Annotated in this window: 22 protein-coding genes; 10 read left to right on the top strand and 12 right to left on the bottom strand. The window is 58.2% G+C overall.

From position 1 onward, the window contains the following. Positions 1 to 38: 38 nt before the first annotated feature. Positions 39 to 1,202, bottom strand: coding sequence for an isovaleryl-CoA dehydrogenase (locus AC2FFF_RS08600; RefSeq protein ID WP_142634916.1), 1,164 nt, complete (start codon positions 1,200 to 1,202; stop codon positions 39 to 41). A 176-nt stretch (positions 1,203 to 1,378) separates the two neighbouring features. Between AC2FFF_RS08600 and AC2FFF_RS08595 the strand changes: the two genes are divergently transcribed. Beyond that, the gene (locus tag AC2FFF_RS08595) at positions 1,379 to 2,449 is read left to right on the top strand and encodes a Hint domain-containing protein (RefSeq protein WP_281972803.1); all 1,071 of its coding nucleotides are present in this window, start codon (positions 1,379 to 1,381) and stop codon (positions 2,447 to 2,449) included. On the opposite strand, the gene AC2FFF_RS08590 is transcribed toward AC2FFF_RS08595, so the two are convergent. Then, on the bottom strand, positions 2,450 to 3,640 hold the full coding sequence (locus AC2FFF_RS08590) for a DegT/DnrJ/EryC1/StrS family aminotransferase (protein ID WP_281972802.1): 1,191 nt from the start codon (positions 3,638 to 3,640) through the stop codon (positions 2,450 to 2,452). Between the two features lie 40 nt (positions 3,641 to 3,680). Further along, positions 3,681 to 4,352: an HAD-IA family hydrolase gene (locus AC2FFF_RS08585; RefSeq protein ID WP_142634920.1), complete on the bottom strand. Its 672-nt coding sequence runs from the start codon at positions 4,350 to 4,352 to the stop codon at positions 3,681 to 3,683. A gap of 134 nt (positions 4,353 to 4,486) precedes the next feature. On the opposite strand from AC2FFF_RS08585, the gene glmU reads away from it, so the two are divergent. Genes glmU through AC2FFF_RS08565 form a run of 4 tightly spaced genes read left to right on the top strand, consistent with a single transcriptional unit; the run spans position 4,487 to position 8,898 of the window. Beyond that, positions 4,487 to 5,839 carry a bifunctional UDP-N-acetylglucosamine diphosphorylase/glucosamine-1-phosphate N-acetyltransferase GlmU gene (glmU, locus tag AC2FFF_RS08580; protein WP_281972801.1) on the top strand — a complete coding sequence of 451 codons (1,353 nt, stop codon included), beginning with the start codon at positions 4,487 to 4,489 and terminating at the stop codon, positions 5,837 to 5,839. A 3-nt stretch (positions 5,840 to 5,842) separates the two neighbouring features. Then, the gene (gene glmS / locus AC2FFF_RS08575) at positions 5,843 to 7,663 is read left to right on the top strand and encodes a glutamine--fructose-6-phosphate transaminase (isomerizing) (protein ID WP_496882918.1); all 1,821 of its coding nucleotides are present in this window, start codon (positions 5,843 to 5,845) and stop codon (positions 7,661 to 7,663) included. 3 nt (positions 7,664 to 7,666) lie between these two features. Further along, a complete protein-coding gene (locus AC2FFF_RS08570; RefSeq protein ID WP_281994884.1) occupies positions 7,667 to 8,212 on the top strand; it encodes a pyridoxamine 5'-phosphate oxidase family protein in 546 nt (181 codons plus the stop codon). Beyond that, a complete protein-coding gene (locus tag AC2FFF_RS08565) occupies positions 8,209 to 8,898 on the top strand; it encodes a DNA alkylation repair protein (RefSeq protein WP_281972799.1) in 690 nt (229 codons plus the stop codon). Before AC2FFF_RS08570 ends, AC2FFF_RS08565 begins: the two co-directional genes overlap by 4 nt. Here AC2FFF_RS08565 and AC2FFF_RS08560 read toward each other — a convergent pair. After that, complete coding sequence (locus tag AC2FFF_RS08560) at positions 8,886 to 9,302, bottom strand: hypothetical protein (RefSeq protein ID WP_281972798.1); 417 nt, start codon at positions 9,300 to 9,302, stop codon at positions 8,886 to 8,888. The genes AC2FFF_RS08565 and AC2FFF_RS08560 overlap by 13 nt on opposite strands. 90 nt (positions 9,303 to 9,392) lie before the next feature. On the opposite strand from AC2FFF_RS08560, the gene moaA reads away from it, so the two are divergent. Both moaA and AC2FFF_RS08550 read left to right on the top strand, forming a co-directional pair. Continuing rightward, positions 9,393 to 10,400, top strand: a complete 1,008-nt coding sequence (gene moaA / locus AC2FFF_RS08555) for a GTP 3',8-cyclase MoaA (protein ID WP_281972797.1) — start codon at positions 9,393 to 9,395, stop codon at positions 10,398 to 10,400. Between the two features lies 1 nt (position 10,401). After that, a complete protein-coding gene (locus AC2FFF_RS08550; protein WP_281972796.1) occupies positions 10,402 to 11,712 on the top strand; it encodes a 3-deoxy-D-manno-octulosonic acid transferase in 1,311 nt (436 codons plus the stop codon). 28 nt (positions 11,713 to 11,740) lie between these two features. Here the strand turns inward: AC2FFF_RS08550 and AC2FFF_RS08545 are convergent, their stop codons facing one another. The 7 genes from AC2FFF_RS08545 to AC2FFF_RS08515 form a co-directional block, all read right to left on the bottom strand. After that, on the bottom strand, positions 11,741 to 12,904 hold the full coding sequence (locus AC2FFF_RS08545; protein WP_281972795.1) for a M20 aminoacylase family protein: 1,164 nt from the start codon (positions 12,902 to 12,904) through the stop codon (positions 11,741 to 11,743). A 15-nt stretch (positions 12,905 to 12,919) separates the two neighbouring features. Further along, positions 12,920 to 14,068 (bottom strand): MFS transporter, encoded by a 1,149-nt coding sequence (locus AC2FFF_RS08540; RefSeq protein WP_281972794.1) that lies wholly within the window; start codon positions 14,066 to 14,068, stop codon positions 12,920 to 12,922. Between the two features lie 68 nt (positions 14,069 to 14,136). Continuing rightward, positions 14,137 to 15,414 carry a DUF3422 family protein gene (locus AC2FFF_RS08535; RefSeq protein WP_142634941.1) on the bottom strand — a complete coding sequence of 426 codons (1,278 nt, stop codon included), beginning with the start codon at positions 15,412 to 15,414 and terminating at the stop codon, positions 14,137 to 14,139. A gap of 108 nt (positions 15,415 to 15,522) precedes the next feature. After that, positions 15,523 to 15,879, bottom strand: a complete 357-nt coding sequence (locus AC2FFF_RS08530) for a VOC family protein (RefSeq protein WP_271950225.1) — start codon at positions 15,877 to 15,879, stop codon at positions 15,523 to 15,525. A 160-nt stretch (positions 15,880 to 16,039) separates the two neighbouring features. Then, complete coding sequence (locus tag AC2FFF_RS08525; protein ID WP_271950227.1) at positions 16,040 to 17,494, bottom strand: NAD(P)(+) transhydrogenase (Re/Si-specific) subunit beta; 1,455 nt, start codon at positions 17,492 to 17,494, stop codon at positions 16,040 to 16,042. A gap of 13 nt (positions 17,495 to 17,507) precedes the next feature. After that, positions 17,508 to 19,079, bottom strand: a complete 1,572-nt coding sequence (locus tag AC2FFF_RS08520) for a Re/Si-specific NAD(P)(+) transhydrogenase subunit alpha (RefSeq protein ID WP_496882917.1) — start codon at positions 19,077 to 19,079, stop codon at positions 17,508 to 17,510. 128 nt (positions 19,080 to 19,207) lie between these two features. Continuing rightward, positions 19,208 to 19,660: a methyltransferase family protein gene (locus tag AC2FFF_RS08515; RefSeq protein WP_142634949.1), complete on the bottom strand. Its 453-nt coding sequence runs from the start codon at positions 19,658 to 19,660 to the stop codon at positions 19,208 to 19,210. Positions 19,661 to 19,843: 183 nt separating this feature from the next. On the opposite strand from AC2FFF_RS08515, the gene kynU reads away from it, so the two are divergent. Then, a complete protein-coding gene (gene kynU / locus AC2FFF_RS08510; RefSeq protein WP_281972793.1) occupies positions 19,844 to 21,037 on the top strand; it encodes a kynureninase in 1,194 nt (397 codons plus the stop codon). Here the strand turns inward: kynU and AC2FFF_RS08505 are convergent. Next, entirely contained in the window at positions 21,030 to 21,608 is a 579-nt protein-coding gene (locus AC2FFF_RS08505; RefSeq protein ID WP_496677534.1) for a TetR/AcrR family transcriptional regulator, read from the bottom strand. The two genes, kynU and AC2FFF_RS08505, sit on opposite strands and share 8 nt — an antisense overlap. 102 nt (positions 21,609 to 21,710) lie before the next feature. Between AC2FFF_RS08505 and AC2FFF_RS08500 the strand changes: the two genes are divergently transcribed. Together AC2FFF_RS08500 and AC2FFF_RS08495 are read left to right on the top strand one after the other, a co-directional pair. Next, entirely contained in the window at positions 21,711 to 22,175 is a 465-nt protein-coding gene (locus tag AC2FFF_RS08500; protein ID WP_282021435.1) for a (2Fe-2S)-binding protein, read from the top strand. Positions 22,176 to 22,178: 3 nt separating this feature from the next. Further along, positions 22,179 to 24,419 carry a xanthine dehydrogenase family protein molybdopterin-binding subunit gene (locus tag AC2FFF_RS08495; RefSeq protein ID WP_281972790.1) on the top strand — a complete coding sequence of 747 codons (2,241 nt, stop codon included), beginning with the start codon at positions 22,179 to 22,181 and terminating at the stop codon, positions 24,417 to 24,419. Position 24,420: the final 1 nt, after the last annotated feature.

The following is a 24,420-nucleotide window of genomic DNA, read 5'->3' as shown; positions in this document are numbered from 1 at the left end:
CGCCCTGCCGTTACCTCGTCGGCGGGGCGTTTTTTTGCTCAGAGCATTTCGTTCATCAGTTCCCGTCCGATCAGCATCCGGCGGATTTCGCTGGTGCCGGCGCCGATTTCCATCAGCTTGGCGTCACGGAATATGCGGCTGACCGGCGAATCCGACAGGAACCCCGCGCCGCCCATTGCCTGAACTGCCTGATGGGCCTGCGTCATGGCCTGTTCCGAAGCATACAGACAGCACGCTGCCGCATCCCGCCGGGTCACATCCCCGCGGTCACAGGCCTTGGCGACCTCGTAGACATAAGCCCGGGCTGAATTCATGGCCGTGTACATGTCAGCAATCTTGCCTTGCATCAGCTGAAAGCTGCCAATCGGTTTGCCGAACTGCTTGCGCTCGGCCAAATACGGCATGACTTCGTCCAGACAGGCGGCCATGATTCCAGTTCCGATCCCGGCGAGCACAACGCGTTCGTAATCCAGCCCTGACATCAGAACCGCGACACCCTTACCCTCTTCGCCCAGAACATTTTCAAAGGGCACCTCGACGTCATCAAAAATCAATTCCGCCGTGTTTGATCCGCGCATGCCCAGCTTGTCGAAATGGGGCGAGGTCGAAAAGCCCGTCATCTCTTTTTCGACCAGAAAGGCGGTGATCCCTTTGGATCCAGCATCAGGATCCGTCTTGGCGTAAACGACCAGAGTATCCGCGTCCGGCCCGTTCGTGATCCAGTATTTGCTTCCGTTCAGCCGGTAGTGATCATTGCGCTTTTCCGCCTTCAGCTTCATCGAAACGACGTCTGATCCGGCGGACGCCTCAGACATGGCCAGCGCGCCCACATGTTCGCCGGAAATCAACCGAGGCAGATATTTCGCCTTTTGCTCGGGGCTGCCGTTCAGCTTGATCTGATTGACGCACAGGTTTGAATGCGCCCCGTATGACAATGAGATTGAGGCAGAGGCCCGCGCCACTTCTTCAACCGCGACGGTATGGGCCAGATAGGACATGGCCGCGCCACCATATTCCTCGGGCACTGTAATTCCTAGCAGGCCCAACTCACCCATCTCGCGCCAAAGTTCATTGGGAAACGCGTTCGAGGCATCGACCTTCGCGGCCATCGGCTTCACCCGCTCTTGCGCCCAGCGATGCACCATTTCACGCAGTGCGTTCACATCTTCACCCAGATCGAATTGCATGGCCGCCGTGAACATCGAACTCTCCCAGTAAATGAACGATTGTTCAAATAATCTGCCATGACCATGAACCCGGGTCAAGCGCTGACCGAAAAAGGTTCACCCGCGAGCCGATCCGGAGCGTCACAAATTCACCATACTCGACGATTAGATCGCCTAAGCCGTTAAGTTTTTTTGCTTCAAGGATTCTGCGAATGGCCCCAACCAATGTCATCGTAAATGGTACTTTTAATAGCGGTTCCGCAAATTGGTCTGGTACGGATATCGAAGCTGACCACACTGAGGGTGCCTATCTCGGGAATGGTTCATCGAATCGTGTGGCCGAAATGGATGGCAACGCAAGCCAAGTCACGGTGATGGAGCAAACGTTTACGCTGGATGACCCCAAATCCGGCGAGCTTAGCCTGGATTCCGCACTTAGGACGGCATCTAACTCAAATGCAGGCAGCGAAGGATTTACAGTCGAGATTCTGGACAGCAACGGCGTCGTTATCGCCTCGATGACCGTTCTGCCGACTGCGAACAGCTTTTCCACATTCACCATGCAGGTCGATTTCCCTTCCGCCGGTGACTATACCCTGCGCCTTACCGAACTTGGCCTTAATGATAGCCTTGGCGCCATTGTCGATAACATCGAGTTACTGGTGTGTTTTTGTCAGGGCACCCTGATCGAGACGGAACTCGGGGAACGTCCCGTTGAAACCTTGCGTGAAGGTGATCTTGTGCTGACCCGATCGGGGCTGAAACCTGTCAGATGGATCGGACAGCGGCATCTTTCGGCAACCGATCTGGCAATCAATCCAAACCTGAAACCGGTTCGAATCGCGAAATCCGCATTAGGGGACGGTTTGCCGAAACAGGATCTTCTGGTTTCCCGGCAGCACAGAATGCAAATCTCTTCGGCGGTGGCGCAGCGCATGTTCGGATCGCCGGATGTGCTGGTCGCGGCCATCAAGCTGTCGGAATTGCCGGGAATCGAGATAGACAACAGCCTTGATCAGGTTGTGTATTACCACCTGCTGTTCGACAATCACGAAATCGTTTTTGCAAATGGCGCCCCGAGCGAAAGCCTGTTGCTGACCGACACGTCGCTGGCATCCGTTACGGCGCAGGCCCGCGAAGAAATCCAAATGATCCTTCCAAATCTGCTGGAAGCCCAGAATACAGTGCCGTCTTATCCGATCCCTGAAAATCGGCTGCAAAAACGACTGGTCGAGCGGCTGCGGAAGAACCAAAAATCCCCGCTCGAATCACAGGTAATGTGATCAGGATTGGAACACCGCGCCGACCTCGGAGCGAATGATCCGTGCGATCAACCGGCAATCATCCAGTGAAAAAGTCAATGGCACCCGCATATCCATGATCCCGCTCAAAATGCGGTCACTCGCAGGCAGAGGCGCGCTTTCCACATATCGCCAACTGTCATAGCGCGAAGTAAACCCGGTGGGCTCTGCTCCGCCGAACCATTTCAGATCCACACCACGCGCCGCGCAGCGCTGCATCACAAGAGCAATCCGTTCGGGTGACCAGTCCAGCAGCAAGAACTGAATCGACGAGCCCACATAAGTTTCCGCCTCGGGCCGTTCGACAATGGTAAGTCCCGGCGTGCCGCGCAGCCCTTTTTCGATCTCGACATAGCGCTCATTCCACCGGTCAATCTGTTGTTCCAGATTGCGAAGCTGCGGCCTGAGGATCGCGGCCCTCAAATTGTCCATGCGCCCTGAGACATTGGGCGTGGTGTACTTGATCCGCTCGAACACCTCTGGGCCCGGCGCTGCAAGGTGGCGCTCATACAGCATGTAGGATCCTGAAAGGACCGTCGCCTTGGCAGCCAGTTCCTCGTCATCGGTAATCAACAACCCGCCTTCACCGGAATTTATGTGCTTGTAGGTCTGGCAGGAATAACACCCGATAACGCCCTGCCGTCCGGATTTTTGCCCGCGCCATGCGGCGCCCATCGTGTGCGCGCAATCTTCGATCACGGCCACACCGGCGGCATCGCAGATTTGCATCAACCGATCCATGTCGCACAGATGCCCGCGCATATGGCTGAGCATCAGCACATCAGACTGATCCAGTTTGCTTTCGAGATCATCCAGATCAATCGTCAGCGCTTCGGTCACACCGACAAATACCGGCTTGGCTCCGATCGAGGCAATCGCCCCCGGCACCGGCGCCAGGGTGAAAGCGTTGGTCAGAACCGTATCTCCGGGCTGCACCCCTATCGCGCGCAATGCTGTCGCCAGTGCATAGCCGCCCGAGGAGACCGCCAGACAGTATTTTGCACCGGTCTGCGCGGCAAATTCCTGTTCTAACAGGGCGGTCTCGGCCAGTTCGCCGGGCGACACGTTATATCTGTGCAACCGGCCATGACGCAAAACGGCCAGAGCCGCCTCGATCGCCTCATCCGGGATTGGTTCCTGCTGGGTGAAATTGCCAGTAAACTTCTCAGTCATCTTTTCGCTCTTGAGGCCGCGATGGGCCGGGGTCAAGGGGTCAGGCTGCAGCTCCGACCAAATCAAAAACAAGTTTCGGCAGGTCATCAAAATGATGTAACAGCGCTTCGGGTTTCAGCGCAGCCATGTCGTCGCCAGATGGCCCGAATGTTACAAGCACCGAAGGTACACCTGCAGCACGCGCCGTATTCCGGTCGGTGTCGGAATCCCCGATCAGAACGCACAGATCCGGGTGCCCACCTGCCCGGCGGGCAGCTTCACGCAGGGGCTCCGGATCGGGTTTGCGAACCGGCAAAGTATCCGCACCGACGAGTGAGCCGAACCGGTCGCGCACACCCATTTGGGTCAGCAACTGATGTGCCAGAGCCTCGGGTTTATTGGTGCAGATACCAACGCCATAGCCGGCCTCTTTCAACTTTCCAACCGCGTCCAGCGCGCCTGGGTAAAACCGGGTATGGGTGTCAATCGCCTCCGAGTACGCCTCTAAAAGCATAGGGTAATAAGCGTGAACAGCCTGTTCGTCATAGGCCCCAACCCGCTTCAAACCGTGGGTCAGCATCATCCGCCCACCACGCAAAGCGATACCAGCATCCTGCCCGTGGACCAGCACATCGCCGTGCCCCATATCGCGAAAACAATGGTTTGCGGCCTCCAGCAAATCCCCGGAAGTATCCGCCAGTGTCCCGTCCAGATCAAAGATGACTGTTCGCATTACGCCTCCTGCCTCGGCGGGTTTTCGCCACGTCTTGTTGCAAACGGCAATCTAGTTTGATGGCTGAACCGCTTGCGACTTTACCCTCAGCGGATAAAACGGACTGCAACAAAACACAAAGAGAAAACGATTTCATGAGTATCGCCCTTGTCATCCTTGCTGCCGGTAAAGGCACCAGGATGAATTCGGATATCCCGAAAGTCCTGCACCCGATTGCTCAGGCGCCTATGCTGGTCCATGCCATGCGCGCTGGTGCTGTTCTGTCGCCCGAGCGGACCGTCATTGTCACCGGGCACGGGTCCGAAGCCGTTGCCAAGGCAACCCTGGCCGAGGACGAGACCGCACAAATCGCCATTCAGGCCGAACAGCTGGGCACCGCCCATGCTGTCGCACAGGCGCGCGAAGCGCTGCAGGGTTTCAACGGCGACGTGGTTGTTCTGTACGGGGACACGCCCTTTTTGCAACCCGAGACGTTGGAACGTATGATCGAAGCACGGGCCAAGAACGATCTGGTCATTCTGGGTTTTGAGGCCGCAGATCCTGCACGCTATGGCCGGTTGGTCATGAACGGACAGACCCTTGAACGCATCGTCGAATACAAAGACGCCTCGGATAAAGAGCGCGATATAACACTTTGTAATTCTGGTCTTTTGGCCTGTGACGCAAAATTGCTGTTTTCGCTGATCGACAGCGTGGGAAATGACAATGCCGCCGGTGAATATTACCTGCCGGATGTCGTGGCAATCGCCCGATCCCGTGGCCTGAATGTCACCGCAGTCGCCTGTGACGAGGCACAGACGCTGGGTGTGAACTCACGCGTTGACCTGGCCGCTGCGGATGCGGTTTTTCAGGCCCGTGCCCGCGCCGATCTGCTGGATCTGGGGGTCACGCTGATGGCGCCGGAAACCGTTTATCTGGCCGCCGACACCGTCATTGGCCGCGACACGGTGATAGAACCCAATGTGGTCTTTGGCCCCGGTGTCACGGTGGAAAGCGGCGCGACGATCCGGGCATTTTCTCATCTTGAGGGCTGCCATGTCAGCCGCGGCGCCATCGTCGGCCCCTATGCCCGCCTGCGCCCCGGCGCTGAGCTGGCAGAAAACACCCGCGTCGGCAATTTTGTCGAGATCAAGAATGCTGAGATCGCCGAAGGCGCGAAGGTCAACCATCTCAGCTATATCGGGGACGCAACGGTTGGGGCGGCGACGAATATCGGCGCGGGTACGATCACTTGCAATTACGATGGCGTAATGAAGCACCAAACAACCATCGGCCAGAACGTCTTTGTCGGATCGAACACCATGTTGGTGGCACCTGTCACCATTGGTGACGGCGCGATGACGGCCACCGGAACCGTGGTGACGCGCGATGTGGAAGCGGATGCTTTGGCCGTTGCGCGCGCCAAGCAGGACAACAAGCCCGGTTATGCGCGTAAATTGTTTGACATGTTGACGGCGAAGAAGGCTCGTCGCGACAAAGGAGCCTGACAGATGTGTGGGATTGTAGGCGTATTGGGCAAGCACGAAGCTGCCCCCATCCTGGTCGAGGCCCTAAAACGGCTGGAATACAGGGGGTATGACAGTGCAGGCATTGCTACGGTCAATGGCGGATCCCTGGGTCGGCGTCGGGCTGTAGGCAAGCTGGTAAACCTCAGCGACCTGCTGGTGCATGACCCGCTTCCCGGTAAATCCGGTATCGGCCATACCCGCTGGGCCACCCATGGCGCGCCGACAGTTTCGAATGCGCATCCCCACCGGGCCGGGCCGGTTGCCGTTGTTCACAACGGCATCGTTGAAAACTATCGAGAGCTGCGGACAGAGCTGGCGGAACACGGGATCGGGTTCGAAACCGAAACCGATACGGAAACCGTCGCCTTGATGGCTGAACATTACCTCAAATCAGGGCTGCCCCCGGTTGAAGCCGCCTATAAAACCATCGACCGGCTGGTCGGCGCATTTGCCTTGGCCTTTCTGTTTGACGGCGAAGATGACCTGATCGTGGCCGCGCGCAAAGGCTCGCCACTGGCAATCGGGCACGGGGACGGAGAGATGTTTGTCGGCTCGGACGCCATCGCGCTAGCGCCGCTGACGGATCGCATCACCTATCTGGAAGAAGGTGACCGTGCGGTTGTGACCCGCACATCGCTGGAAATCCGCAACGAAGCAGGTGAGCTTGCCAATCGCGAAACCCGCAAGATCAAAGTGGATCACAGCCGCGCCGACAAGGCCGGGCACAAGCATTTCATGGCCAAGGAAATCGCGGAACAGCCGACTGTGGTTGCCGAGGCGATCCGGTCCTACCTGCCCTCTGCCGGGGATCAGGTCGTACTGCCGGGGGATCTGGATTTCACCAAGCTGGACCGTCTGACGATGGTCGCTTGCGGGACTGCTTTCTACGCCTGTTTGACCGCCAAATACTGGTTCGAGCAACTTGCCAGAATACCGGTTGAAGTCGATATCGCCAGCGAATTTCGCTATCGTGAACCTCCGATCCCGGAACGCACTATGGCGCTGTTTGTCAGCCAATCGGGTGAAACCGCCGACACGCTGGCCGCCCTGCGGTATTGCGACGGCAAAGCGGACAAGGTCGTCTCAGTCGTCAATGTTCCAGAAAGCTCGATCGCACGTGAAAGTGACATCGCCCTGCCGATCCATGCCGGGGTCGAGATTGGCGTCGCCTCGACCAAAGCCTTCACCTGTCAGCTGAGCGTGTTGCTGATGCTGGCGCTCAAGGCTGCCGCGGACCGTGGCACGTTGAGCGACGAGGAACTTGCCGATCACGCCGCCGCGTTGCGCGGGCTGCCTTCGGTGCTGAACACCGCGTTGGATCAGAACCGGGCCATCAGGAAATCCGCCCAGCGCTTGTCCGAGGCGCGCGATGTTCTGTTTCTGGGACGCGGCCTGATGTACCCGCTGGCGATGGAAGGGGCGCTGAAACTCAAGGAAATCAGCTATATCCATGCCGAAGGTTATGCTTCGGGTGAGCTAAAGCACGGCCCCATTGCCCTGATCGACAAACACATGCCCGTGGTGGTTCTGGCCCCGCGAGACACGGTGTTCGACAAAACCGTGTCGAATATGCAAGAGGTCATGGCACGCAAGGGTAAAGTCATCCTGGTGTCCGATGATGACGGCATCGCCGAGGCGGAAGACGGGGTCTGGAGCACGATCCGCATGCCGCATGTGCACCCCAGCCTTGCGCCGATCCTCTATTCGGTGCCCGCTCAGTTGCTGGCCTATCATACGGCGGTGGCCAAGGGCACGGATGTGGACCAGCCGCGCAATCTGGCGAAATCCGTAACGGTGGAGTGACGCATGTCCAAGCAATTTCCGGCGCTGGATAACGCCCATCGCAAGTTTATCGAGGATCAGCATCTGTTCTTCGTCGGCACCGCCGGACCTGAAGGACGGGTCAACATCTCTCCCAAAGGGATGGACTCGCTGCGGGTACTGGGGCCCAATCGGATTATCTGGATGAACCTGACCGGCAGTGGCAACGAAACCGCCGGGCATTTGCTTGAGGTCAATCGCATGACCCTGATGTGGTGTTCCTTCACCACACGCCCGCTGATCCTGCGGACCTATGGCACCGCGCGTACATTGCATGCCGGGGACGAGGGCTGGGACGCATTGGCCGGGCTGTTTCCCGACCACCGCAGCGCCCGCCAGATCTATGACCTTGCGATTGACATGGTTCAGACCTCTTGCGGGTATGCCGTACCGTTCATGGAATACCAGTCCGAACGGGACACGATGCAGAAATGGGTCGACGGTAAGTCCGATGACGATATCCGAGATTATTGGGTTGAGCGGAACCATCAGACGATCGACGGCAAGCCAACACGCGCTGCGGACCAATGACCCCCGTCACCTATCTTGACCAGATCCGGGCCCATGCCGACCCCGAGCGCGCCGTGCAGGTGGCGGCTTATCACAAGGTCGAACGCCTCTATCTGGGCGTTGCAAATCCGGTTCTGAACGACCTGACCAAACTATGGCGACAGGAACTGGACGTTGCTGCGCGGGTGGATCTGGCTGACGCCCTCTGGCAGACCGATATCCACGAGGGCCGTCTTGCCGCAGCCAAGTTGCTGACCCAAGCCCGTATCCGCCCCGATGAGGCTGCTTGGGACCTGCTGCAAAGCTGGTTGCCAGATTTCGATGCCTGGGCGGTGGCAGATCACGCCTGTATGGCGATGCAGAAACGCTTGTCTGCGGACCCGGCGCGGTTGGAACAGGTCGAAAGCTGGACAGCATCAGACCATATGTGGACACGGCGCGCCGCGCTGGTCGCCACCCTGCCCTGGACCAAGCAGAACCACCCCAAGCCAGAAGACCTAAACCGGCGCGACCGTATTCTTGGCTGGGCAGCGGGCTATGTGCCCGACCGTGACTGGTTCATCCAGAAAGCAATCGCATGGTGGCTGCGCGAGCTGTCGAAACATGACGCGGACCGAGTGGTTAACTTTCTGCGCGACCATAGTGCGGCCATGAAGCCCTTTGCCCGGCGTGAAGCTGGCAAATATCTGAAAGGTCAGTTGGAATAAACTTCCAGCTCGACAAGTTCGTCATAAGGCAAAAGCAGCGCCCGCATTGCATCCAGCGACAGCCTGCTGCCGCCGCTTTCGGGCCCACGGGCCGGGACCAGCGTGATATAGGCCTGCGCCCCTGTTCTGGGCACAACAACACGTCCTGTGAACTCTGTCTCGACCAAAGGCGTTTCCATCCAGCGTCCCGGCGTTGTCGGATCACCCAAGCTGGCAATGGTGGTCTTGGCGCCAACCCAACCAGCGGCGGTTGCGGGGACCGGAACGGATTCGGTGACGTCAGCTTCCGCGGCGACCTCTGGTTCAGCCGCAAGTTTGTCGCGACCGAAAACCCGATCAGTTGTCGAACGGACAGTGTCACAGCCCGCAACAAGGATACAAATGGTCAGCAGAGTGTATTTCATGGCCTGAACTTAGCCCCCCTCACAGGGCTGTGCCAGCACAAAGCACAGTTCAGGCTTGTCGCAGGCCAGTCGCCGCTTTACGTATGACTCATGACAGCTCCGCTTATCGACCCGTTCGCACGTGCCATCACCTATCTCCGCGTCTCCGTTACGGATCGCTGTGATTTTCGCTGTGTTTACTGCATGTCCGAAGACATGAAGTTCCTGCCGAAAAAGGACCTGCTGACGCTGGAAGAGCTGGACCGTATGTGCACGACCTTCGTGAAGATGGGCGTGGAAAAGCTGCGCATCACCGGGGGCGAGCCGCTGGTCCGCCGAAACATCATGTCATTCTTCAATGCCATGACCCGGCATCTGGACAGCGGCGCGTTGAAAGAGCTGACGCTGACAACCAATGGCTCGCAACTGCACCGCTTTGCTGACGATCTCTATGCGGCGGGCGTGCGCCGGGTGAATGTGTCGCTGGACACGTTGGATGATGAGAAATTCAGCCAGATCACCCGTTGGGGCCGGTTGAAACAGGTTCTGAACGGAATTGATACTGCCCAAAAGGCTGGCCTGCGGGTCAAGATCAACGCTGTGGCCCTGAAGGGTTTCAACGAGGCCGAACTTCCAACAATCACCCAATGGTGTGCTGAGCGCGACATGGATCTGACCTGGATCGAGGTGATGCCGATGGGCGATATCGGGAACGAGAACCGTCTGGGTCAGTACTGGTCGCTCAAGGATGTCCGCAAGGAATATGAAAGCCACTATACCGTCTCCGATCTGGCAGAACGCACCGGTGGCCCGGCGCGATATGCGCGGCTTGAAGAAACGGGCCAGAAGATCGGCTTTATCACACCGCTGTCGCATAATTTCTGCGAAAGCTGCAATCGCGTCCGCCTGACCTGTACGGGTGAATTGTACATGTGTCTGGGCCAAGAAGACATGGCCGATCTACGTGCCCCCCTGCGAGATCATCTCGATACCGAGGCGCCGCTGGAACAGGCCATCCGCGCGGCGATAAATCTTAAGCCCAAAGGCCACGACTTCGACTATTCCCGCCAGGCGGTCGACGGCAAGATGAGCCGCCACATGAGCCATACGGGCGGCTGACATGACCGCCCCCTCTGGCCAGCCGACGCTGCTTTACCGTTTGTATTGCAGCCTGACCGCCGTTGCTGCACCTTTGGCTTGGCGCACCGTGCGCAAGAAACTCCTGGCGGCAGATGTCCCGACAATTCGCCAGCATGAAAGGCTCGGCCATGCCAGCCTACCACGCCCCAAGGGCCGATTGATCTGGTTCCACGCTGCAAGTGTGGGGGAAACCCTGTCGGTCATCAGCCTGATCAAACGGCTGGGTGAACGCCTGCCGGATGCCCAGTTCCTGGTGACCTCGGGCACCCCAACTTCGGCGGCGCTGATCGAAAAACGGATGCCACCCCGTACGCGACACCAGTATCCGCCGCTGGACACCGCAGGGCCGGTCAGGCGATTTCTGGATCACTGGCGCCCCGAAGCCGGAGTATTTGTCGAAAGCGAAATCTGGCCACGCCTGATCGTTGACGCGGCTGGACGGGGAATCCCTCTGGCCCTGTTGAATGCGCGCCTGTCAGAGAAATCCGTCGAAGGTTGGAAAAAACGTCCACAAACCGCACGATTCATTTTGGACAATTTCAGCCTGTTCCTGACCCAGAATGGCAAAACCGCCGCTAATCTGGTGGACATGGGGGCTGTGGCGGACCGCGTGCAACCGGGAACCAACCTCAAAGCGATGTCCGATCCGCTTCCGGTCGATAATTTTGTGTTGGAAGATATTCAGACCCAGATTGCAGGGCGTCCTGTGTGGATCGCCAGCTCGACCCATGCCGGAGAAGAAGAGATTGTTCTGGCCGCCCATGCGAAATTGTTGGAGCGCTGGCCCAACCTTCTGCTGCTGTTGATCCCGCGCCACCCCGAACGCAGGCAGGATGTGGCTGCGCTGTTGAAACAGGCTGTTCAAACTGCCGTATTCCGAACATCCGAAGGGCGTATCGACACCGAAACACAGGTCTATGTTGCCGACACACTGGGCGAGACTGGCACGTGGTACGCGCTTTGCCCGATCGTATTTCTGGGCGGTTCGCTGCATGAGATCGGCGGACATAACCCGTTCGAACCCGCTCAGGCCGGGGCGGCAGTAATAACCGGTCCCGGATACTTCAACTTTGCCGAAACCTTTGCGCCGCTCATCGAGGCCGGCGGCGCGATTGAGGTGAACTCGGCGCAGGCGCTGGCAGACGCGGTCACGGTTTGGCTCAGCGATCAGGACGCGCTGGATACTGCGCGCGATGCCGCAAAATCCTGCGTCAACACGCAGAAATCCGCGCTCGATTCCATTGTCGAGACCCTGTGCGACCGGCTAAATCTGAAGACCACCGGCGTTTAGGGGCAGAGCATCTGCCTGCCCCTTGGGATCACGCCGCTGGCATCCTTTGTTCAACGATTTCGGCCCACCAACTGCATCCTGCAGGGATGGCCTCATCATTGAAGTTGTATTCAGGGTGATGCACTGCAGCGGTGTCCCCATTGCCCACCAGAATATAAGCGCCGGGGCGTTCTTCGAGCATAAAGGCGAAATCCTCGCCGCCCATGATCAGCGGAGCCTGGTCACAATCGCCCGAGACAGACCGCGCCACCTGGGCTGCGAAATCGGTTTGATCATCGCTGTTCACCATTACCGGATATCCCCGGTAATAGGTCACCTCAACAGCTCCTCCGAATGTGGCGGCCACTCCGGTGCAGATCTCGGTCACGCGCTTTTCAGCCATGTCTCGCATGTCCCGGCTCATTGTACGGACCGTACCGCGCAGCTTTACAGTCTGAGGGATCACGTTGAATGCGGTTGAAGAGGTTTCGAACGAGGTCACCGAAACAACCACCTGATCCACCGGGTCAGCGTTTCGCGCCGCGATGGTCTGGAGCGCCAGAACCGCCTGCGCCGCCATCACCGTTGTATCCACGGTTTCATGCGGCTTGGCTGCGTGGCCGCCTTTGCCTTCAAAAACGATGTCGAACTGATCAGTAGCTGCGAAAAATGCGCCAGGACGGATGGCGAAACTGCCCACCGGACGGCCGGGCCAGTTATGCATTCCGTATACTTCCTGAATGCCCCAGCGATCCATCATCCCGTCTTCACACATCTCACGACCACCGCCGCCACCTTCTTCGGCAGGTTGGAAAATGACCACCACTGTCCCGTCAAAATTCCGCGTTTCCGAAAGGTATTTCGCCGCCCCCAACAACATCGCAGTATGACCATCATGGCCACAGGCGTGCATCGCCCCATCGGTATTCGAGGCATAGTCCAATCCGGTCGCCTCATGGATCGGCAGCGCATCCATATCGGCACGCAAACCGATAACCTTGCCGCCCGTGTCCGCCTTGCCCTTGATCATACCCACCACGCCCGTTCGGCCAATTCCGGTGACCACCTCATCGCAACCGAACTCTTTCAGCTTTTCCGCCACCAGCGCACTGGTGCGATGGGTTTCAAACAGGATCTCTGGATTTTGGTGGATATCACGCCGCCATTCCGTGATTTCACTCTGCAGTTCTGCGAACCGGTTTTTGATCGGCATGTGTATCTCCCAAAATCATCGTTCGTCGCTGTCACCGGGACGCAACGCGCCTGACAACAGGACAATGAAAACAGCCAGCGGCAGCAAGGCCATGAATGCAACACGCAATGTAAGCATCTCTGCCAGAAACCCAATAAGGGGCGGGCCAATCAACAACCCGCCATACCCTAATGTGGCCACGCTGGCGATGGCTTGACCAGGCGGGACATGCGGATCATTTGCCGCCCTGCTGAACGCAACCGGCATGATCACTGCATATCCAAGCCCCATCAGTCCAAACCCAACCAGAGCAATCCCGGGGCCATCGGCCGAGACCACAGCCAGCACCCCCAAGGCGGCGCATACCCCTCCGAAACGGGCCGTTGCGGTTGGTCCGAACCGCGCGATCACGACGCCGCCTGCAAGACGGAAGGCGACCATCGTGACCGAAAACACCGCAAATCCCAGCGCCGCGACACTTTCGGGCGCACCGGTCACATCCCGCAGGAAGATCGCGCTCCAATCTGCGACGGCCCCTTCACCCAACGCCCCGCACAGGGCAAAGAACCCGACAAGTATCAACCCACCCGACGGGAGGGCAAAAACCGCCCCGCCCGAGGGCGCAACACGGCGCGAATTCCACTGCACCCGGGACAGGGCCAATGTCAGCCCAACCACGAGGCCACCGGCCAGCAAAAAGTGCTGCATCACCGTCAGGTCCGCTTGCACCGCGCCAAATCCGCTCAACGCGCCCAAACCCGCCCCCAAGCTCCACATGGCGTGGAACGACGACATGACGGGCCTGTCATAGGCGCGCTCAACCTCGGCGGCCCAGGCGTTCATCGCCACATCCATCGAGCCGTGGAAGGCCCCGAATACGAACAGGAAAAACGCCAGCGCCCAAAAGCTTCCGGCAAAGGCCAGCAAGATAAGGGATGCGGTATAAAGAATGGCGATGATCCGTGTGATCACCACAGCCCCGAACCGATCTGTCAGACGTCCGGTAACCGGGAACGAACACACAGCCCCAGCCGCCATGAACAGCAAGCCGTAGCCAAGCGCTTCGTGCGACAGGTCCAGGTGATCCCTGACTGCGGGAATACGCGAGGCCCAGATCCCGAACAAAGCGCCGTTCAAAATGAACATGGCCGCCACGGCCCGCCAAGCGGCCATAATTCCGATCACGTATTTTCCTTTGCTCCGCGCCCGCCCCTGTCAGTTCTACAGCCTTGGGAAGGTTTAGCAAACGCGGATTAGGCCAACCGCTTTCGTATATGCCTGATACCCAGCCAGACACACAGGACAACCGGCAAGGTTGCCGCCGCGGTCAGCATCCCCTTGCTGATCCCGGTGGCGGTCAACGGGTACAACAGATAGCTGGCCAGTGAGACCGCATAATAGCTAATCGCCACCACGGAAAGCCCCTCGACTGTGTGCTGCAACCTCAGGGCCAGATCAGCACGGCGGTCCATACTTTCCAGCAATGCCTGATTCTGGGCGCTGCGTTCCACATCTACCCGGGTCCGCAGCAACTCACCCCCCCGGATCGCCCGGTCGGACAAGGTCTGCAGCCGACTTTCCGTGGCTTTCACAGTCCGAATTGCGGGCTCATACCTGCGCATCATGAAATCGGCAAAGGACTGACGGCCCTCGAACCTTTCCTCGCGCAATACCTCGATCCGTTGGTTCACGATGGCCTCATAGGCCCCGGTAGCCCCAAAGCGAAATGCGCATCGGGCAGAAAGCGTTTCCAATTCGATGGATGTAGACAGCAGATCCGGCAGTAGTTCGTCAGGATGCGCCGAGTTATCTGTCATCTGCCCCATAAGCCGGGTCAGCTTTCCATCCAGCTCTCCGATTTTCGGCATCAGTTGCTTGATGCGAGCAAAGCCCAACATGGACATGGCCTTGTAGGTTTCGATCTCGCACAGGCGCTGGATGATGCGTCCGGTTCGGCGCTGTCCTGTTCCCTTGGTCACGAAGAGCGCGAACCGCATATGCCCAGCCGGATCAATCCGAAAGTCACTGGCACAAATCGCAGCATCATCCAGCACGCGCGCAACCGCAAGGCTTTCGGGTTCGAACCATTCGGCCAGCGCGGCTTTTACCGCCTCATCATCTGGTCTTTCGGTCACCCGAACCATGGCCGAGGTTATCCTCTGGCCCGGGCTGGCCATCAGCCAATCAGGTGGGAAAGCCTCAAAATCAGCGGGGTTGAAGGCCCGGTCACTGACATTCCGGGTGATCGCCGTATAGGTCACAAATTCCGTGTGCTGCTCCCACTTGAGCCAGTGACGCCCGATCTGACCCGCGTAATGCGTCGCGTCCGGCTGCGGGTGCTGCGCACCGTGACGGTCCAGAAGATTGACCAGATGGGCAATGTCTTCGCTCCGGTCCCGCGCAACCGCCGCCACGGGTTTCTTGATGGCCAAAAACGCAACGGTGCATGGCGTCGAGGCCACGGGAAACGGGCGCGCATGCAGCTCGTTGGCCAGCGAATAGCGCAATGGATGATCGTCGATCGGCGTCATTGAATGCTCCGGCGTTGTCCGGCGCACTATACGACAGTTCAAAAATACATCAATTATCTTTTTATTTCAATAGCTTACATGGATACTACGGTATACAAACCCCTTATGTCATTGATTTGGCTGCCACAGTTCGATTGGGTTGCCCTCAGGGTCGTGAATACGTGCGAATTTTCCAACCTCGCTATCCCATTCCGGATTGGTCTCGACGGCAATGCCTGCGGCTTGCAACTGGGTCGTCATGGCAGACAGATCATCAACCCGAAAATTGATCATCCACTGCTGCTCGGCGCGGCCAAAATAATCGGTGTCCTGCGCAAACGGGGCAAAGACCGTATAGCCTTCGCGCTGTTTCCAGGGGACGGGATCGTAATGATGAACGCCAAGATGGGTCTCGTACCAATGCCGCTGCGCTTCCGGATCTCTGGCGCGAAAAAACACACCACCTATGCCGTTGACCTTTTCCATAGGGCACCTCCTTGTCTCTCTATAATAGCCCAAGGATACCACATTCCGCCCGCCTCATCTGGCCAGAAAAATCTTGGGGGCTTGGAGGCAAAGCCCCCAACATGACAAACAAGAAAAGGGCGCCCGAAGGCGCCCTTTGCATTTTGGTTAAGGCTTTAGATCAATCGATCATTGGCAGCAGCTTGTCCAGCGATTGTTTCGCGTCGCCATAGAACATGCGGGTGTTCTCTTTGAAGAACAGCGGGTTTTCGATGCCCGAATAGCCGGTGCCCTGACCACGCTTGGATACAAACACCTGCTTGGCCTTCCAGCATTCCAGAACCGGCATGCCGGCAATGGGGCTGTTGGGATCTTCTTGCGCCGCAGGGTTCACGATGTCGTTGGAGCCGATCACAATGGCAACATCCGTATCCGGGAAGTCGTCGTTGATCTCATCCATTTCCAGAACGATGTCATAGGGCACTTTGGCTTCCGCCAGCAGCACGTTCATATGACCCGGCAGACGACCGGCAACGGGGTGGATCGCAAAGCGTACGTTCTTGCCTTGCGCGCGCAGCTTGCGCACCAGCTCGGAAACCGATTGCTGCGCCTGCGCCACCGCCATGCCATAGCCCGGAATGATCACCACGCTGTCGGCGTCATTCAGGGCTGCGGCAACACCGTCGGCCTCGATTGCAATCTGCTCGCCTTCGACAGCCATCTGCTCACCTTGCGGACCACCAAAGCCACCCAGGATCACACTGACAAAGTGCCGGTTCATCGCCTTACACATGATGTAGGAGAGGATCGCACCGGACGAGCCCACAAGCGCACCGACCACGATCAGCAGGTCGTTGCCCAGCGAAAAGCCGATGGCCGCAGCCGCCCAGCCTGAATAGCTGTTCAGCATCGACACAACCACCGGCATGTCGGCACCGCCGATGCCCATGATCAGGTGATAACCAATAAACAAGGCGGCCAGCGTCATCAGGAACAGGGGCAGGAATCCGCCCGTGGACGTGTACCAAACCAGACAGATCAGCGAGAGCCCCGCCGCAGACGCATTCAGCGCGTGACCACCGGGCAGTTTGGTTGCCGTCGATGTAACCTTGCCAGCCAGCTTGCCATAAGCCACGACCGAACCGGTAAAGGTGATCGCGCCGATGAAGATGCCCAGGAACAGTTCCACGTGCAGGATTGCCAGCTCTGCCGCTGTCTTCTTGGCGATCAGCTTGGCAAACGCGCCCAGGTCGGAAAGGTCGACGTCTTTGGCGGCATCAACAACCGCAAAAACTTCGGCGACATTCTTGATTTCAAAATGCGCGTTGAAACCCACGAACACAGCCGCCAAACCAACCAGCGAATGCATCGCAGCCACAAGCTGTGGCATCTCGGTCATCTGGACGCGCTGCGCCACATATTGACCGATCAGACCACCACCTATGATCAGCAGCAATGACAGCAGCCACAAGCCCGAACCGGGGCCGACCAGCGTAGCGAAAACCGCCAGCGCCATACCGACGATGCCATACCAGACAGCGCGCTTGGCGCTTTCCTGGTTCGACAGGCCGCCAAGCGAGAGGATGAACAGAACAGCCGCAACAACGTAGGCGGCAGTGGTGAAGCCATAATCCATGTGCCCGGCCTCCTTAAGATTTCTGGAACATGGCAAGCATGCGCCGAGTTACGAGGAAGCCACCGAAGATGTTGATCCCGGCCATGAAAACGGACAGAGCCGCCAGCAGAATAACCAGGAACGACCCGGATCCGATCTGCATCACTGCGCCAACGATGATGATCGACGAGATCGCGTTGGTAATCGCCATAAGCGGTGTGTGCAGGCTGTGCGCGACGCCCCAGATCACCTGGAATCCCACGAAGATCGCCAGCGCAAAGACGATGAAGTGCTGCATGAAGCTGGCCGGAGCAATCAGACCGATCAACAGCATTAGCGCACCGCCGATACCCAGCAAGGTGAACTGCTGTTTGGTTTGCGCCTTGAAGGCCGCAACTTCCTGCGCCTTTTTCTCCTCCGGGGTCAGCTCCCTGACCTCAGGCTTTTTCTGAGCGGCAATCGCCTGAACTTTCGGCGGCGGTGGCGGGAAGGTGATTTCACCTTCATGCGTCACGGTTGCGCCGCGGATCACGTCGTCTTCCATGTCATGGTTGATCTGACCGTCCTTTTCAGGCGTCAGGTCTGTCATCATGTGACGGATGTTGGTTGCGTAAAGCGACGAAGACTGTGCCGCCATCCGGCTTGGGAAATCGGTATAGCCGATGATGGTCACGCCATTATCGGTCACGATCTTCTCGTCAGCAACGGTCAGCTTGCAGTTGCCGCCTTTTTCCGCCGCAAGGTCCACGATCACCGAACCCGGTTTCATCGCTTCGACCATGTCCTTGGTCCAAAGCTCGGGCGCTTCGCGGTTGGGGATCAACGCGGTGGTGATCACGATGTCCATTTCCGGAGCAAGCTCGCGGAACTTGGCCAGCTGTGCCTCGCGGAATTCATCGGACTGAACACTCGCGTAACCGCCGGTTGCCGCGCCGTCCTGCTGGTCTTCTTCGAAGTCCAGATAGACGAATTCGGCGCCCATGGATTCAACCTGCTCCGCCACTTCGGGGCGTACGTCGAACGCATAGGTGATCGCACCCAGAGAGGTCGAGGTGCCAATGGCGGCCAGACCGGCCACACCGGCACCTACGATCAGAACCTTGGCAGGCGGTACTTTACCAGCAGCCGTCACCTGACCGGTGAAGAACCGGCCAAAGTTGTTACCCGCTTCGATCACCGCGCGGTAGCCCGCTATGTTGGCCATCGACGACAGAGCGTCCATCTTCTGGGCACGACTGATACGCGGCACCATTTCCATGGCGATCACGTTGGCGCCCTTGGACTTGGCGGCCTCCATGCCCTTTTCATTCCCTGCGGGGTTGAAGAACGAGATCAATGTCTTGCCCTTGGCAAGACGCTTCAGCTCGGTTTCATTTGGCTGACGTACCTTGGCGACGATGTCGGCGGCTTTCCACAGCGCCGCCGCGGTTCCGATAACCTCGACACCCGCCTCTTTATATGTGGCGTCCGAGAACCCGGCCGCAGCGCCGGCCCCTTTCTCGATCAGGCACTCATACCCGAGCTTTTGCAGTTGACGGGCTGAATCCGGAGTCATCGCGACCCGGTTCTCACCGTCAAATGTTTCCTTTGGCGTTCCAATCTTCAACGGCGCGTCCCCCTAATTTTCGGTCAGTTCGCAAGGATAGTTGGCATTCTATCTGAAGAACCAGTTTTAACTGCGCAAGATTATTTCGCAAGCGCAGCATTGTTACGTCGTGTAAAATCCCGTCCACATCAGATCCAGCGGCGGGTTTGCCTTTCATATCTGGCGAAATCCGTGCGAAAGGCACGGCGCATACGGTTTTCTTCCGGCACAATAAACCTGCGTTCCAAAATCCAGACAAAAACAGGCATCAACACCAAGGACAGCACCGCGTCGAAACGCAGAATCAAGCCGGCCAGAATAAGTACATCGCCAACGTAGATCGGATTGCGGCTGCGCTTGAAGATACCTGTTTGAACCAGACTCGATGGAGTTTCATGCGGCAGGACAGTTGTTCGATGTCGACGAAACTCGGCAATCGCCAGCACGACAAGAACGACGCCGCCCCCGATCAGAAGGCCGCTGAGCAGGTCGGTAAACCCGCTGGCCAGCGACAGGCCGAAGGACGCATAGTTCGCCTGCAGCCAGGCGAGAACAGCAAAGGCCACCAACCAAGCGGGCGGAATGTCGAGTTTGCGCTTCATGCTTGTTCCTCTGATCCTGCGGTATGGATGTCGCATTTGTCGGGGTATGTACCGCTTTGCATCCACGAAAGCAAAACCACAGTTGGTCGCATCTGTGCATTTTCGGCCGAACGCGTAGACACGGCAGAACTGATCAGATAGCCCTTTAGTCAGACATTTGTCAGAATTCTGCACAGGACCTCCATGACTGATTTCGCTGCAACCAAAGCCATGTTCGATCTGCCGAATGGAACCATTTATCTGGACGGCAACTCGCTTGGCCCATTGCCACGTGCTGCCGCCGAGCGGGTGAGTGGAATGATGACACACGAATGGGGTCAAATGCTGATCACCGGTTGGAACAAGGCCGGGTGGATGGGGCTTCCGACCGGGCTTGGCGACCGTATCGGACGGTTGATCGGTGCGGAACCGGGTACCATCGTGACCGGCGATACCCTGTCGATCAAGGTCTATCAGGCTGTTGCCTCGGCGCTGGAGCTTTGCCCCGACCGCAAGGTTGTGCTGTCTGATAGCGGCAATTTCCCTTCGGACCTTTATATGGTCGACGGTCTGCTGCGTTCACTCGGATCGGAATACGAATTACGGGTGGTCGCACCCGAGGATGTTGCCGAAAACATCACCAAAGACGTCGCGGTTCTGATGCTGACCGAGGTCGATTACCGGTCTGGCCGGATCCATGACATGAAGGCGCTGACGGAACAGGCTCATGCGAACGGCACAATAACCGTTTGGGATTTGGCCCATTCCGCAGGGGCGATCCCGGTTGAGCTGTCCAGTTGCAAAGCGGATTTTGCCGTTGGCTGCAGCTATAAGTATCTGAACGGAGGCCCCGGCGCGCCGGCGTTCATCTATGTGGCGCCCCGCCATGCGGATCGCGTGCGCCCTGCATTATCCGGGTGGCTGGGCCATGAAGCCCCGTTCACGTTCGATCTGGATTACCGCCCCGGACAGGGTATCGAGCGGATGCGTGTCGGCACACCTCCGATCATCCAGATGACCGCGCTGTCTGCGGCGATGGACATCTGGGACATGGCCAACATCATGGACGTGCGCGCCAAGTCAATCGAACTGACCGAGCTGTTTATTTCGGGCGTCGAGGCCACCTGCCCTGACCTGAAACTGGCCAGCCCCCGCGACCCTGCGCAGCGTGGCAGTCAGGTTTCATTCCGTTTCGCCGATGGCTATGCCGCAATGCAGGCCTTGATCGCGCGCGGCGTGATCGGTGATTTCCGCGCTCCGGACATCATGCGCTTTGGGTTCACCCCGCTTTATATCGACGAGCAGGATGTAAACGGCGCGGTGGACATTCTGGCCGACATCATGACCAACCGGTTATGGGACGCACCGGAATACAAAGTCAGACAGCGGGTTACCTGATTTCCAACGCTGCACCAATCATGGCGGCAAGGTTCGAGTTCATCCGGTCAAATTCTTGAAAATCCGTCGCGCTGATTTTGTTTCCCCGCAGCGCAGAGGCAATGGTCTCCGCAGTCTCTCTTGCGCCATCAAACAAACGGACACGATCATTCGACGCTTCTTTCTGTAGCCACCCGGTATATAAAGATTGCAGCCGGGCCTCGCCCTGCGTGATGATATCCGAGGCCAGCGACTTTCCTGCATCCAACAGTTCCATCCCGTGTGGAGAGGACATGATCTGAGCCATACCATCGGTCTGCACGTGGATTGCCTGGCCGATGATCTGCGAAACCGAGCCATCTGCCTGCAAGGCTTTCGTAACGGCTTCGATCTTCTCCTCATAGTGCAACTCGGTGAGTCTGCGCAGGATCGCCTCTTTGTTGTCGAAATACAGATACAATGCCGGGCGCGAGATCCCCACGCCCTTTGCGATTTCATCCATCGACGTCTTTTTAAATCCGTAAGCCGCGAATGCCTTACGCGCCGAATCCAGTATGGCAAGGCACTTTGCGTCTAGCACGAAATCTCTCATCTGAACCTTTTGACACTTTTCACTCAATTTGTCAGTTGACACTCTGACACTCACACCCATTTATGTCAGAACGTCACTAAATGCCAAGAGGGAGACGCAGCTATGACGGCCAGCTTAAAGATAAATGGGACGTCATATGAGGTCGATCTACCCGAGGATGTCCCCCTTTTATGGGTTCTGCGCGACGAGATCGGACTGACCGGCACCAAGTTTGGCTGCGGGGTTGCGGCATGCGGCGCCTGTACTGTTCATATAGACGGAGAAGCCGTGCGCTCTTGCCAGGTTGCCTTGTCCGATGTCTGGGGTGACGTCACCACAATCGAAGGTCTGGGCAGCCCGGACGCGATGGCCAAGATACAGCAGGCCTGGATTGACCATCAGGTTGCGCAATGCGGTTATTGCCAATCGGGTCAGGTCATGCAAGCCGCCGCGCTATTGGCCGAGAACCCCAGCCCCACGGATCAGGACATAGACGATGCGATGCAGGGCAATCTGTGCCGCTGCGGCACCTATCCCCGTATCCGTGCCGCGATCCATGACGCAGCCTCCAGACTGAAGGAGGCATAAGCGATGGCCTCCGTAGGAAAAATTCTTCGCCGCACGTTTCTCATCGGCTCAGCCGCCATTGTTGGCGGCGTCGCGTTTGGCGCCTATTATGTCAGCCGCCCGGCAGCCAACCCGCTGAAGCCTGGCGATGGGGAAACCGCGCTTAGCCCGTTCATCCTGATTGATCAGCAGGGCGTAACCCTGTTCGCGCCACGTGCCGAGATGGGACAGGGCGTAATGACCACTTGGGCAGCCCTAATTGCCGAAGAACTGGACGTCGAATTGGACGATATCCGGGTCCTTCACGGGCCTGCGGCAGCCGCCTATTACAACTCGGCCATTTTGGGTGAGAGCCTGCCGAACAAGGGATATGACATCTCGAATTTCCAGCACAATCTGGCACAGTCGTTGGGCGTTCTGGGCAAGGTTGTCAGTCTGCAGGTCACAGGCGGCTCGACCTCGATGCGCGATGGGTTCGAACGCTTGCGCGAAGCCGGGGCCACAGCCCGGGAAACGCTGAAACAAGCAGCGGCTGATCGTCTGGGCCTGGAGCGTGACCAGTTGAAGACCGAAAACGGCGCCGTGATCGCGCCGGACGGGACGCGCATTCCCTATACCGAACTGGCTGAGGCCGCCGGGCAGATCGAACCCATGCAGGTCGAGCTGCGCGATCCCTCAGACTGGCGTTTGCTGGGACAGAATCTGCCACGAGTCGACATGGTTGGAAAATCTACGGGCACGGCTGAGTTCGGCATTGACGTGCGCCCCGAGGGACTGAAATTCGCCTCTGTTCGGATGAACCCGAAACTGGGCGGTGCGATGAACGGCTTTGACGCCAGCACCGCGGAATCCATGCCCGGCGTGGAAAAGGTGGTCGATCTGGGCAACGGCGTGGCCGTTATTGCCAATAACACCTGGCTGGCCATTCAAGCGGTTGAGGCCATAGACGTCGATTGGGCCGACGCTCCCTACCCGCCGGATACTGACGGTATATTCGCAAAAATTGCCGAGGCGTTTGACGACTCGCCAAATTCGACAATGCGCGACGATGGCGATGTTGAAACCTTGCCCGAAGGGGCCACCGAAATTACCGCTGAATATCAGGTGCCCTATCTGGCGCATTCCACGATGGAACCGATGAACGCCACCGCGCTGTTCACTGGTTCCAAGCTCGAGCTGTGGTGTGGCAACCAGGCGCCGACCTTCCTTCTGACCCGCGCTGCAAACACGGCGAATCTGGATAAAGAAGTGGTCGAGATTCACACCACCTATCTTGGTGGCGGATTTGGTCGTCGCGGAGAGCTGGATTTCATCGAAATCGCAACCAAGGTCGCCATGGCCATGCCCAATACTCCGGTCCAGACCACCTGGAGCCGTGAAGAGGACATGCGCCACGATTTCTACCGCCCCGGCGCGCTGGCGCGGATGCGCGGCGCGGTCAAAGACGGCAAGGCAGTTCTGATCGACGCCAAGGTTGCATCGCAATCCTGCACACAGCAGGCCGTGGAACGCATATCGGGCCTGCCCGGCGCTGGCCCCGACAAGGCCCTGGTCGAAGGTCTTTTTAACCAGCCCTATGCCGTGCCGAACTACCGCGTCAGCGGCCACATCGCCGATCTGGATGTACCTGTGGGGTTCTGGCGCTCGGTCGGCAATAGCCATAACGGGTTCTTCCACGAGACATTCATGGACGAGCTGGCCCTGGTCGCCGGTCGCGACCCGCTGAAGTTCCGTCTTGAGTTGGCCCAAAACGAGCACGCGCCTTCGGCAGCTGTCCTGCAAGCCGTCAAGGAAATGTCAGGTTGGACGGGTGATACGCCTGCCGGTGTTGGTCGTGGCGTAGCAATGTCCTACAGCTTTGGCACCCCGGTAGCGCAAGTGATCGAGGTGGTCGATGAGGACGGCACCATTCGCATCGCAAAAGCGTGGATTGCCTGTGATGTGGGTCTTGCTTTGGATCCGGGAACGGTCGAAGCGCAGATGTTCGGTGGCATGATCTATGGCCTGTCAGCAGCCGTGATGGGTGAGATCACCTTCGCCGACGGTGAGGTCGAGCAATTTAACTTCCCCGACTATGACGCACTGCGGATGCATAATGCCCCGGTGACCGAGGTCCGCATTCTGGAAACCAATCGCCATCTGGGTGGTGTGGGTGAACCGGGCACGCCTCCGTCGATGCCAGCACTTGGCAACGCCCTATTCGACCTTACCGGCAAGCGCGCCCGCAGCTTGCCGTTGATCAACCAATTCGATCTGCTGGTTTGAT

This window comes from Ruegeria sp. YTSA226 (assembly GCF_059609905.1).
This window is presented reverse-complemented; position numbering and strand designations above follow the sequence as displayed.